We start from the raw sequence: 12,680 nt of genomic DNA, 5'->3' as shown, positions 1-12,680 counted from the left end.
ACCGTCATGCGCATACTGATCGTCGATGATGAAAAGACCCTGCTGGACCAGCTGCGAAAGGGGCTGGAGGAACAGCGGTACATGGTCGAGACCGCCCTGGACGGGGAGGAGGCCCTGGACAAGCTGTTCGCAACACCCGTGGACCTGGTCGTCCTCGACGTCATGCTCCCCGGCCTGAGCGGCCTGGAGGTCCTGCGCGCCCTGCGGGACGAAGGCGACGACACCCCGGTGCTCATGCTTACGGCCAAGGGCGACATTGACGACAAGATCAAGGGGCTGGACCTGGGCGCGGACGACTACCTGGCCAAGCCCTTTTCCTTCGACGAACTGCTGGCGCGCGTCCGGGCCCTGCTCCGGCGCTCCGGCGGACAGTCCGGCGCCGCGCTCCGGGCGGGCGACCTGTGCCTGGACACCGTAAGCAGGGTGGTCACCCGGGCAGGAGAGCCGCTCAACCTGACGGCCAGGGAGTTCTCCATCCTGGAGTTCTTCCTCTACAACAAAAACCGGGCCGTCTCCCGGTTCAGTCTCGCCGAACACGTCTGGGGCGACGCCTTCGATCCCTTCAGCATGTCCAACTTCATGGACGTGCATATCAAGAACCTGCGGAAAAAGATCGGCGACGCCGACGGCTCGGTCATCCAGACCATCCGGGGCGTGGGCTACATCGTCAAGGACGAGACGCCATGACGGTCCGGATGAAGATCACCCTGCTGATAACGGCGGCCGGATTCGTGTCCAGCCTGGTCTTTTCCTGCATTATCCTCTGGGAGATGGTAGAGCAGCCCTTCCAGCTCATCGACTCGGACCTGAAGATCGCCGGTACGCGCGTCGCCCAGGCGGTCGTGGCCGGAGAGGCCGGCGAGGGCGGCCCCGGTGTCCCGGACGGCGACCACTACTGGCTGGAGGTCAGGGACCCGGCCTCGGGCGAGGTCCTCTACCGATCCGACCTGGCCCGGGCGTACCGCATCGACGCGCCGCATGCGGGCCGGGGCCGAACAGTCTCCGCCGTTGCCGGAGGGCAGGACGCGGCAGGACGCGACAAGGAACGGGAAGAAGTCGATTTTCGCGTGTACACCGTCGCCTTTTCCCAAGACGGGAAACAATACCTGGCCAGCGCGGGCCGCACGGTGGAGCATCTGGAGGACGAAATCGGGGAGACTATTTCCGGCGTCGCCGGGGGACTGGCCTTTTCCGTCCTGCTGCTGGCCGCTATCAGCTATTTCCTGGCCGGACTGATGCTCCGCCCCATCCGTGAACTCAACGACCAGGCGCGGGATATCAGCGAAAAGCACCTGGACAGGCGGATGCCCGTCACCGGCGAGCGCGACGAATTCAACACCCTGGCCGAGACGCTGAACAACGTCTTCGACCGCCTGCAACATGTCTTCCTGCGGCAGAAGAAGCTGCTGGCCGATGCCTCCCACGAACTCAAGACACCGTTGACCATGATGCGACTGGCCCTGGACGCCATCCGTTCGGGCACGGGCGGCGGCACCCCGGACCCGCAGGCCGAGAGCCACGAACGGATGACCGAACAGGTGCTGCGCATGGACCGGTTGGTGAAGAGCCTGCTGGACCTGTCGTCCCTGGAGATCGAGGCCGTGGCGGTCCGCGAGCCTGTGGACCTGACCTTCATCCTGGGGACGCTGGTCGAGGACTACCGCTTCCTGGGCGAGACTCGCGGCATTGTCCTGCGCACGGACCTGCCGGACCTGCCGGACCGGCTGGACATGGAGGGCGACGCGGACAAGCTGACCCGGGTGTTCTCCAACCTCCTGGACAACGCCGTCAAATACAACGTTGAGGGTGGCAGCGTGTCCGTCGCCGGAACGCTGTCCGGCTCGAACCTGACCGTCACCCTGGCCAACACCGGCCCCGGCGTGCCGGACGAGGATATCCCTCGCATATTCGAACAATTCTACCGGGTGGAGAAATCCAGGTCACAACAACACGGCGGGTCCGGCCTGGGGCTGGCCATCGTCAAACGGATCGTGGAGCTGCACGGCGGCACGATAACCTTCGAGAACCGCCCAAAGGGGCTTACCACGGTCACGGTGACCCTGCCGCGGCACGGCGCCCCCGGCATGTCCACCCCGGCCTGACGAGGAAGCCGCGTTCATATTTCAACCGGATGCCAATAACCGTGAGACACCTTTTCCGACACACCGGCCCCGAACCGTTGCTCCCCCGCTCCATCCGAACCCTGGGCTGGGTCAGCTTCTTCACCGACGTGGCCTCGGAAATGGTCTACCCCGTGGTTCCCCTGTTCCTGGTTTCGGTGCTCGGGGCCCCGGCCACGGTACTCGGGGCCATGGAAGGCGCGGCCGAAGCCGTGGTCTGCCTGATGAAGGGCGCCTCGGGCTGGCACAGCGACCGCATGGGGAAGCGCACCCCGTTTGTCCGTTTCGGATACGGCCTGAGCGCGCTGTCCAAGCCGTTGCTCGCCCTTGCCCTTTCCTGGCCCGTGGTCTTTGCCGCGCGGATCATCGACCGCTCGGGCAAGGGACTGCGCACCACGGCGCGGGATGCCATGATCGCGGACGCGGCGCCCCCGTCCATCGCCGGCAGGGCCTACGGGTTCCACCGCGCCATGGACACGGCCGGGGCCGTCGTGGGTGTGTCGCTCTCCATGGGGCTCCTGGCGCTGCTGCCCGGGGCGTACCGGACCATATTCCTGCTGGCCGTGCTGCCGAGTCTGATCGCGGTCTGGTTCACCTTCCGGCTCAAGGACAAGGTTTGGGAAAAGGGGACCACAACGCCACGCCGTCCGCTGCGCGAGTCCCTGCGGAGGCTACCCTCCTCCTACTGGCGCGCCCTGGTTCTGCTATGCCTCTTCGCCCTGGCCAACAGCACCGACGCCCTGCTCCTGCTCCGGACCCGGGACCTGGGCTTCAGCGATACCCACGTGATAGGGGCCTACGTTCTGTTCAACATTGTCTATGCGGTTACGGCCTATCCGGCAGGCATCGTCAGCGATCGCGTGGGGCGCTGGCGGATCATGCTTGGCGGCTGGACGGTCTACGCCCTGACCTATTTCGGTTTCGCCCTGTCCGGTCCCGCCTGGATATGGGTGCTCTTTCCGGTTTACGGCCTGTATATGGGGCTGACCGAAGGAGTGGGCAAGGCCATCATAGCTTCGACCCTGCCCATGGAGCGCCGGGGCACGGCCATGGGCTTCTTCCTCATGCTCACCGGCCTGCTCTCGCTGCTCGGCAACCTGGCTGCCGGGCTCGCCTGGGACCTGATCGGCCCGCGCGCCCCTTTCCTGATGGGCGGAGCACTCGCCCTGGTTGCCGTGGTAGTCGCTTTGACTTTCCCCCGCCTTGACCACGCCAATTAAGGCTATCGCCCCACTGGCGACACGAGTTCAAAGATTGTTCCTTGCTTTCCGACGCAAGCCGTGCAATACGGCATTAAATTTCCATATTACGCCGAAATGCTATGATATCCGTGCTGATCCTGACTCTGAACGAGGAACAAAATATTGCTCCGCTTCTGCGCAGTCTGGTCCGTTTTGATGACATTCATGTGCTGGACAGCGGATCTTCCGACCAAACCGTGCCCATGGCACAGGACTTCGGCGCGCATGTCGCCACCCGCCCCCTGGACGACTGGTCGTCCCAGCTCAATTGGGCACTTGCCAACCTGCCTTTTGCCCATGATTTCATATTCCAGATAGACGCGGACGAACGTCCCACGCCCGAGCTGATCGAAGCCATGTTTGCGGCAGTGCAATCGCCGGGAGACCATGCCGCCTACCGCCTGCCGCGCCACGATTTTTTCATGGGCCGCCGCCTGAGACACGTCCAGTCCACACCGAGCTACATCCGGCTGTACAGGCCGGAACGGGTCTGCTTTTCCCGTCTGGTGAACCCGGTGACGCATGTGCGCGGCAGTGTGGGGCAGCTGGATGCCCCGCTGCTGCACCAGCCCTTTTCCAAGGGGCTGGCCCACTGGCTTTCCCGCCACGCCGCATACGCCGGACTGGAAGCCAGGGAAATTCTCCGTAACGAAACCTCCGGTGACTTCGCTCCCAGGCTGGCAACCGCGCTGTTCGGCAAAACAGTGCAGGAACGGCGCAGACACCAGAAGGGACTCTACCAGCGGCTCCCGGCCCGTCCCCTGGTCAAATTCATCTGGCAGTACGTGGTCAAAAGGGGATTTCTAGACGGACGCCCCGGCCTGACCTATGCTCTGCTGCTTTTTTTTTACGAATGCATGATTGTTTTCCATACCTGGGAAGGCCGCGGCAAATACCACGCAAGCTCCCCGGAGAACCGGTAATGGCCAACCACCTGCGCATTCTTTTCTGCGGGTACAACTACGCCCCGGAAACCATGGGCTGCGCCCGCTATACCGTACGCACCGCCAATGCCCTGCGTGGCTTGGGACACGAGGTGCGGGCCATTGCCGCCGTGCCCCATTTTCCCCAGCACCGGGTCTGGGAGGGCTTCAACCCGCGTGGCTGGAGCGGGGATTTCAACCACGGGCAGACCGTTCACTGCCCCACAGGGCTGCGCTCCACCCGTGGTTTTCTGCGGCGGTTCGCAGCCAGTGCCGTGTTCGGGGCCACCTGCCAAAGACCACTTCGCCAGGCCGTTGCCTGGAAGCCGGATATTATCTGGACCGTGGCCCCCACCCTGGCCTGCGCCCCTGCCGTGCTGGACTTTGCCCGGCGCGCAGGGGCCGTCTCCTGGCTGCATGTGCAGGATTTTGAATCCGGGGCGCTGCGTGCCCTTTCCAGCTGGCCCCGGTTTGTATCCGGGCATCTCGCCAACATGGCGGAGCGGTTCGAAAAACGGCTGATGCAACGCTTCGATCTGGTCAGCACCATTGCCCCGCACATGATGCAGCGCCTGGAAAATACAGGCTTGCCGGTGAACCGGCTGTACCTGTTCCCCAATCCGGCGGACGAAGCCTGCCTTGCCCCCCTGGACACGCTGCGGTCCCTTGGAGATGCGTACCGCAAAAAGTGGGGGTTCCCCCAATCCGCCCGCATTGTGTTGTACGCCGGAACCATGGGACGCAAGCAGGGGGGCGAGTTGCTGCACGACGTCGGCCGCAGGCTGGCAAAGGAAAAAGTGGTGCTGCTGGCAGTGGGCAGCGGCCCGGAATTCGACCGGCATCGTTCTGGGCAGCGTTCTGGGCAGCGTTCTGGCTCCTCGTATCCGCAAACCGATTACGGGCTCCGTTTTCTTCCAACAGTGCCGGACCAGGAACTGCCCGCATTGCTTGCCATGGCCGATCTGCATCTGGTCATGCTCCGGCCAGGCGCGGATTCATTCTGCCATCCCTCGCGTCTGGCAAACATCCTGGCCGCAGGCGGCAGTCTGGTGGTCGCCAGCCAGCCAGACGGCCCGTTGCACCACTGGACCGATACACTCCCGCACAGCGCAGTGCATTGCAGCTGTGAAAGTACGCAGGCCATGTCTCTTGCCATACTCGAGGCTTTGAACAGCCTGCCCAGACGCAATCCTCACTCGCGGCAGGCCGCTTTGAACACGGCCAACCCCCGCCGCATCTTTCCCGAACTGGAGCAGCGCCTGCTGCAAGTCGCCCGCTCCAGCACCTGGCAATTCTGGCAATAATTTGCCTTATTTTTGTCTTTCGCATACCTTGTGCCCCACCTAAAGGAACTCAGTGTGACTCGTACCTCCTCATCCTCGCTCTCGCGCCCTCTCCTGCTGCCGTCGCGACTGATCGCCCGGAGGTTTTCTCACGCCCTCCTGCTTTTTTTCGTGCTTTCGCTTCTGCCTGTGCCGCTTGCGGGAGTGCGTCCGGCCAGGGCAGAACAGCTGCTCTTCCCCGATGCCACTGAAAAGAAACAGTCGGAAAGCCAAAGAACTCCGCAGCCCAATACCAGCTCCAGCCGGATGACGCCGACCGGATCGGGCACTGCCACAACCGCCATATCCCTGGGCATTGCTGGAGCGGCAGCAGGTCTTGGGTCGGCCATGTCCAGCAAGCCGCTGGCCGATGCCATGTACCGAGCCGCCGAAGCGCCCAGCGATCCAAACGGCCACGGGCACGGGCACGGACACGGGGAATAGGCCGATGCGACTGCTCCGTGTTGTAACCGTTCTGGCCATGCTCTTTCTTTTTGTGTCTGCGGTGTACGCCACGGATAGCACATCGCCCTTTACAGAACCGAACAGCGCCCAGGAAATGGTGGCAAGACCGGGAGCCCCGAGCGCCCCGAGCGCCCCGAGCGGCAACTTCCCGGAATACTACGAAACCACCTCTCCCACCGCACTGACGGCCCCACCGGACTCCCTTCCGCCCGTATTGTCCGGGCAGACATCGGTACAGGACGGCATGGGGCTTTTACCGGACGACATGGGGCTGACGGAAGATGGAGACGGAGCAGAACAGGCAGAAAGAATCAGGGCCGCTCTTTCCGGGCTGCAGCAACCGCATAAATTCCCACAGCCTTTTCCTCCGGCTGCCAATGCCACGTCCGCCGTCTCCGCCCGTCGCCCCCAAATTTCGCACGCACAGCCTCCCCCGTCTCCGCTGGAAAAATTGTACCGTACCATGTACGGCAGCCGGTCGGCTGAAAAGCTCCAGCAGTTCGGGTATGAATTTTTTGCCCAACATGTACGCAAAACACTGCCGCCCCAGCCTCCGCCGCCCGATTATCCCCTCGGCCCCGGAGACAGCCTGCGCATAGCCGTCACCTCGCAAAACGGCGGGCTGGACACGGAAGCCGCCATCCGCGCGGACGGGCGCATCCTTTTGCCGCGCATGGGAGCCGTGCCCCTGGCAGGCGTGCCCTACAACCAGGCGGAATCTGTTCTGCGCAACGCCATCCGCCGCTATCTGCCCGGAGCCGAGGTCAGCGCCTCCCTCACCCGCTTGCGGCCCATTGCCGTATACGTTGTAGGGGAAGTGGAAAAACCGGGGCTTACCGTGGTTCCGGCCATGTCCACGCTCATGGACGGGCTGTATGCGGCTGGCGGCGTGCGCAAAAGCGGCAGTCTGCGCCGCATCGAACTCAAACGGCAGGCAGGGGAAAAACAGAAAAACACTGCGGTGGACCTCTACGACCTGCTCTTTTCCGGCAACAGAAAAGGAGACGCCTTTCTGCACGACCGGGACGTCATCTTCGTGCACCGCATCGGCCCCACAGCCGCCGTGGCTGGTGCCGTGGGCAAGCCGGGAATTTTCGAACTGCGCGGCAATGCCACGGTGCGCGACCTGCTGAACATGTCCGGCAACACCCTTCCGCAGGGGATTGCCTCACGCCTGCACCTGCTGCGTTTTGTTCAGGGCAAGGCCATGCGCATTCAGGATATTCCCGCCCCCGAAGAGCCGGAAACACAAAGAACGCAGGAAATCAGCCCCAAAGCCGCATCCGATCCGCTGGTGCGTGACGGCGATTTGCTGGTGATCCGCTTTGCCGGACGGGGCATGGCCGAAGTGGTCCGGCTGGACGGCCACGTCTGGACGCCGGAAGTTCTACGCTACAAACCCGGCCTGCGCCTGTCCGACATTCTGAACTCCCCGGACCAGCTCAAGCCCGACGCCATTACCGACTTCGGACTGCTGACCCGCTACGACGCCCAGACCACCCGGCGCAGGGTGCGGACCTTTCCCCTGGCGCGCCTGCTGAAGTCCACTTTCGACTGCGCGCTCCAACCCTACGACCAGATAACAATTCTTTCGCGGCAAGAGTTCGGCATCCGCCAGACCGTCACCCTGCAAGGCGCGGTGTGGAAGGAAGGCACCTTCGACTACACTCCGGACATCACCCTGGTGGATTTGCTGGCCATGGGCGGCGGCCTGCGCTTCGGGGCCAACCCCGACCGCATAGAGCTTACCCGCAAGGTGCTTTCCGGGCAGACCGCCCGCACCACCTTTCATACCCTGCGGCTGAAAACCGACCGCAACTTCCGGCTGGACCCGTTCGACACCGTCTTTGTGCCGCGCATCAAGGATTCCGATTCCTTTTTGCAGGCCAATATACAGGGCGAGGTGGCCTATCCCGGCCCCTACCGCATTCGGCGCGGGGAACGGCTCTCCGACCTGCTGCGCCGGGCCGGAGGCTTTACGGACGACGCCTATTTTTACGGGGCCATCTTCACCTCGCAACGGGCCAGGGAAATACAGCAAAAGAGCATCGACCGGCTGGTGCGCGACCTGGAAATAAGCGCCAACCGCCTTTTGGCAGAACAGGCCCAGACCGCCACCAGTATGGAGGAGGCCGAAGGGGCGAAATCCGCCCTGACCGGCATGAAGGTCTTTTTCGACCGGCTCAAGTCGGTCAAGGCCACGGGCCGGGTCATCATCCGGCTGACCGACCTGCAATCCTTTGCCGGAAGCCGCTACGACTTTGTACTGGAAGACGGCGACAGCCTGACGGTTCCGGGCAAGCCCTCGTTCGTCAGCGTGGTGGGCAGCGTCTATTCGCCCAACTCCCTGCTCTTTCAGCCGGGGCTTACCGTGCAGGACGCCCTGGAAAAGAGCGGCGGCCCCACGGCAGACGCGGACGACGAACACATGTACGTGCTGCGCGCCAACGGCGAGGTCTTTTCCCAGCATACGGTCAGGAAGACGGGAGAACGCTTCAGCACGGGCGAACTCATGCCCGGCGACACCCTGGTGGTGCCGGAAGACCTGGACCGCGTCCCCTACTTCCGCCTGGTCAAGGGCATTGCGGACATCACCTTCAAAATCGCCACCACCGCCGGAGTGGTACTGGCGCTTCTCTAACCCACACGGTGCAATTGCCGGGAAACGCCATGCCCATACCCCAGGAACATCCATCCAAAGTCTTTATTTTACGGGAGGCCGAGGCCTCTCCCGACGATTTGGCGGAAACCGCCCCCCGCCTCGTGCTCCAGGCCCTGCTGCGCCACCGGACATTCATCGGCCTGCTCACCCTCGGCACCACCCTGCTGGCCTTTGCCGCCACGTTTCTCATCCCCACGGCCTACCAGTCGCGGGCAAGCCTGCTCATACCCAAGACCACGCGCCTGGATGTTGACGGAACGTCCACCTCGGCCGGGTTGCTGGAACGGCTGCTTCCGGCAGAGAACAAAAAATACAAGGAACAGACCATCCTGGCCTTTCTGCACAGCGCGGCCCTGGCCCGGCGCATCATCCCGGCGGAAAATCTGCTGCCCCTGCTCTACCGCGCCCCGCTGGACCGTCTGGTTCTGGGGCTTCGGCGCTCCCTGGGCAGCGGCAGAGGCGGCAGGCCGAGCCTGGAGCTGGCCGTGCAGGAAGACCGGCTGGGTGCCATCTTTCAGGCGGTTCCGCGCTTGGAGCAGCCGGTCATCGACCTGACCATGCTGGCCGACACGCCGGAGAGGGCGCAGGCCCTTTTGGGCCGAACCATTGAACTGCTCAGCCGCTACCTGCAACACGAATACATAAGCGACGCGGGCAGGGAACGTCGCCATCTGGAAGAACTCTGCACCAGGGCCGAGGCTGATCTTTCCCGCTGGGAAAAAGCCACGCCCAACGGACAAACCGACCGCATGGTGATCCAGCGCAACCTGTTGACCGCGCGCAAGGTCCATCTGGAACTGCGGTTGCGGCTGGCTGCGGCACGGGCCGAGGAAGCCCGCCAGGAAGTGGACTTCAAACTCATGGACACGCCCTCCCTGCCTGTACTGGCCGACCGCCCCCACCGCATCAGGGTGGCTGCGGTCGCCTTTCTGGTTGCCTTGTTCGCGGCCTGCGGACTGGCCTTGCTTCGGGAAGGACTGACGGACCGGAGCTCACTGCAGGCCCGGCCGAAAGCTCTGAAAAAATCCGCTTCCGAATGATCTGCCAGAGTCTTCTTTTCCTGCTTCTGTTCCTGAGCCTGCTCCCGGCCTGTCTTTTGTTCTCTCCCCGCAACGCCCAGGGGCTGGAGCTGTTCGGCCCTGCCGTGCCTGCGGACACGCCGCCGCAACCCTCGCTGTTCGGTTATTCCGGACTGTGGGAAACGCCCACGGCCAGGGTGCTGCCCGACTGGTCGGCCCGTTTGGGATACGGCTATGCTTCGCCCTACCGGGTCTTCAGCGCGGGGCTGGGGCTGTTCGACCGGGCCGAGGTAAGCGCCACGCTGACCGAAGTGGAAACCATAGAGGGCTTTCCCGGCGAAGGCTTCGGCAACTACCGGGACCGGGCCGCGGGTGCCAAGCTGGTGCTGCTGCCCGAAACCGACCTGCTGCCCCAGGTGGCCGTGGGCTTTCACGACGCCTTTGGCACCGGCCTCTTTCCCACCCGCTACATCGTGGCCGGAAAACAGCTGTTCGGGGCCGATCTTTCCCTGGGGCTGGCCCAAGGCGTGCTGGCGGGCGACGACACGCGGGGGCAGGGCAACATCCTGTTCTCCTCTCCCATGCGCCGCACCCGCCCCTTTGCCGGACTGAGCTACCCGCTGAACAGGTACGTCTCCCTCTTTGGCGAATATTCGTCCCTGCGCCGCTCCCTGCTGTATGGAAACGACCGGGATGGCGGGCACGGAAACGACGGCCTGCCCTTCAATGCCGGGCTGGTTGTGCGCCCGTGGGAGCCGCTGGCCCTGTATGCCGTGGCCGAACACGGGGACGACCTGGCCGTTGGGGCCGCGCTGACCCTGCCCCTCCAGGCCGAAGGAGTGTTCGCCTGGCAAAAGGAAAAAGACCCGGAGCCTTTGGAAAAGGAGCGGTGGAAGGCGACGCAGACCAACAACAATGGGTTGGCCCATATGGTGGCCCGGAAGACAGGCGCGGACGGCTTTGAAGACGTCGCCTGCCGGGTGGCGAACAGCGCCATATGGATAGAGGCGGAAAACTCGCGCTACCTGTCCGACACGCGCGCCCTGGCACGGCTGGGGAGGCTGGCCGACAGTCTGTGCCCGCCGCGCATCAGCGAATTTTTCCTGAACCTGAAGGCCAACGGCCAAATCCGCCTGAGCCTGCGCACCGGACGCGCCCATTTGCGGGCCTATCTGGAAAGCCGCCTGGACGAGGAAGGCTTTCTGGCCTTTGCCTCATTGCAGGTGAGTGGTTCAGCCCACCGGGGCGAATTTCTGCAACTCCCCGGAGCCGGAGCCCAGGCCCAAGTGGATGAATCGCCCTGGTTTCTGCAAGTCGATCCCAAACTGCGCACCTTTCTGGGCAACCGCAGCGGTTATTTGCACAGCAAGATGCTGCTCCAGACCCGGGCCGGGTACGAGCCGCTGCCCGGCGGCCTGCTGTTGGGCGAACTGGAAACCGTGCTGTACAACGACTATTCCTCGCTGCGCTTTCCCCCGCTGGAATCCGACCCGGTGCGCACCGATACCGTGGCCTACGAACAAGGCTATGGAACCAATCTGAGCGTGCTGGCCTACGACCAGATTTTCGAACTGCCCGCCGACATCACGGGCCGCCTGTCCGTGGGCTATTTTGAATCCGCTTTTGCCGGAGTGGGGGCCGAGGTCTTCCGCTTTGTAAACAACGGGCGGGCCGGATTGGGGTTGGAAAGCGAGCTGGTGCGCAAGCGCGACCCGGACAGCCTGCTGGGCCTGTACGACAGTTCGCCGTACTGCACGCTGTTCCTCAACCTGTATACGCAACTCTGGCCACGCATGGGGGTGGATGCGGGCCTCAAGCTGGGCCGGTTCCTGGGCGGCGACTGGGGCGGACGGCTGGAAGTGCGGCGCACCTTCCGCCACGTCACCGTGGGTGTGTGGTGGACCGTGACCGACACCAGCGTGTTTTCATCGGAAAAGAACCGGGACTACAGCGACAAGGGCATCTTTATCCGCGTGCCCTTTTCCGTGGTTATGCCCCACGACACGCCCGGCTATTTTTCCTACGCCATGAGCGGCTTTATCCGCGACCAGGGCCAGACCGTGCGCCAGCCGCGCAGCCTCTTTCCCTCGGACGACGCAAACCTGCCCCAACGCCTGCGCCACACCTTGGGGGAAATGCGGCAATGACCACGAACCACGTAGCCGCTCTCCTCCTGTCGGCAGCCCTGCTCTGCCTGTTCACGCCGGGCTGTACGCCGCAGCCCCAATGGACCCACGCCACGGCAGGCAAATTTCAGCTGGCATTGGACCGCAAGGATTGCGGGGAGATTGCCCATACGCGGGCGCAGGAGGCGTCGCGCTTCGGACGGCGCGAAGTATGGGGGCTGTGGGAACCGGCCTTTGAGGAATGCATGCAAAGCCGGGGCTGGCGCATGGCAGCGGAAAAAACAGACCACGGGACGCAGGAGGACGCCTCGGCAACGGGTGAAGAACACGGGCCTTTCAGCCCGCCCGAAGGGTTCCATCCTGACCCGACCTTCCGTGCAAAGAGCGTATCCGGGGCTATGCTCTGGCAGGGGCCAAACGGCCAGTCCCTGTTCATGGTCCGGCAGCACTCGACCCATGGCTTCACAAACATCGCCCCGCCCCTGCACCGGCCCTATTATGCCTATGACCGGCAGAGCCTGTTCCTGGACGGGTGCAGCCTGCGCATGCTGGTCTATTTCGGACTGGAAAACGGACGCATGGTGGGAGGAGTCAGCGCCTATGTGCTGGATGAACAAGGCCCCGCACCGCTGCGGACGGTTATCGTCGCCTCCGGCCCCTTGCCCGCGCAAGCCGGGCAGCCGCCGCCAGGATGCTGCCTGGATTCCGGACAAAAAAAGGCCTTGGAAGAAAAGGCCCGCGAATGGCGAATCTGGATGGTAGGCAATATGAAAGTAAATTCCGAAAAATCCCGGTAAAGCAA

At 63.7% G+C, this 12,680-nt stretch carries 10 protein-coding genes; all 10 read left to right on the top strand.

Translation table 11 applies throughout. From position 1 onward, the window contains the following. Positions 1–6: 6 nt before the first annotated feature. Positions 7–687 carry a response regulator transcription factor gene (locus ACI0FJ_RS16350; protein WP_424305102.1) on the top strand — a complete coding sequence of 227 codons (681 nt, stop codon included), beginning with the start codon at positions 7–9 and terminating at the stop codon, positions 685–687. Further along, positions 684–2,102 (top strand): sensor histidine kinase, encoded by a 1,419-nt coding sequence (locus ACI0FJ_RS16345; RefSeq protein WP_424305100.1) that lies wholly within the window; start codon positions 684–686, stop codon positions 2,100–2,102. The genes ACI0FJ_RS16350 and ACI0FJ_RS16345 overlap by 4 nt, the downstream gene beginning before the upstream one ends. 41 nt (positions 2,103–2,143) lie before the next feature. Then, positions 2,144–3,340: an MFS transporter gene (locus ACI0FJ_RS16340; RefSeq protein WP_424305098.1), complete on the top strand. Its 1,197-nt coding sequence runs from the start codon at positions 2,144–2,146 to the stop codon at positions 3,338–3,340. 101 nt (positions 3,341–3,441) lie between these two features. Continuing rightward, the gene (locus tag ACI0FJ_RS16335; protein ID WP_424305097.1) at positions 3,442–4,284 is read left to right on the top strand and encodes a glycosyltransferase family 2 protein; all 843 of its coding nucleotides are present in this window, start codon (positions 3,442–3,444) and stop codon (positions 4,282–4,284) included. Beyond that, entirely contained in the window at positions 4,284–5,588 is a 1,305-nt protein-coding gene (locus tag ACI0FJ_RS16330; RefSeq protein WP_424305096.1) for a WcaI family glycosyltransferase, read from the top strand. Before ACI0FJ_RS16335 ends, ACI0FJ_RS16330 begins: the two co-directional genes overlap by 1 nt. A gap of 54 nt (positions 5,589–5,642) precedes the next feature. Then, positions 5,643–6,050 (top strand): hypothetical protein, encoded by a 408-nt coding sequence (locus ACI0FJ_RS16325; RefSeq protein ID WP_424305095.1) that lies wholly within the window; start codon positions 5,643–5,645, stop codon positions 6,048–6,050. A 4-nt stretch (positions 6,051–6,054) separates the two neighbouring features. Next, the gene (locus ACI0FJ_RS16320) at positions 6,055–8,712 is read left to right on the top strand and encodes an SLBB domain-containing protein (protein ID WP_424305094.1); all 2,658 of its coding nucleotides are present in this window, start codon (positions 6,055–6,057) and stop codon (positions 8,710–8,712) included. Positions 8,713–8,741: 29 nt separating this feature from the next. Further along, the gene (locus tag ACI0FJ_RS16315) at positions 8,742–9,773 is read left to right on the top strand and encodes a hypothetical protein (protein ID WP_424305092.1); all 1,032 of its coding nucleotides are present in this window, start codon (positions 8,742–8,744) and stop codon (positions 9,771–9,773) included. Continuing rightward, positions 9,770–11,899, top strand: coding sequence for a YjbH domain-containing protein (locus ACI0FJ_RS16310; protein WP_424305091.1), 2,130 nt, complete (start codon positions 9,770–9,772; stop codon positions 11,897–11,899). Before ACI0FJ_RS16315 ends, ACI0FJ_RS16310 begins: the two co-directional genes overlap by 4 nt. Beyond that, positions 11,896–12,675, top strand: a complete 780-nt coding sequence (locus tag ACI0FJ_RS16305) for a hypothetical protein (protein WP_424305089.1) — start codon at positions 11,896–11,898, stop codon at positions 12,673–12,675. The genes ACI0FJ_RS16310 and ACI0FJ_RS16305 overlap by 4 nt, the downstream gene beginning before the upstream one ends. Positions 12,676–12,680 lie beyond the last annotated feature (5 nt).

It is taken from the genome of Desulfovibrio sp. 7SRBS1, from assembly GCF_049723905.1.
Classification (GTDB): domain Bacteria; phylum Desulfobacterota; class Desulfovibrionia; order Desulfovibrionales; family Desulfovibrionaceae.
Note: the sequence above shows the minus strand (reverse complement) of the source record. Positions and strands in the feature narration are given on the sequence as shown.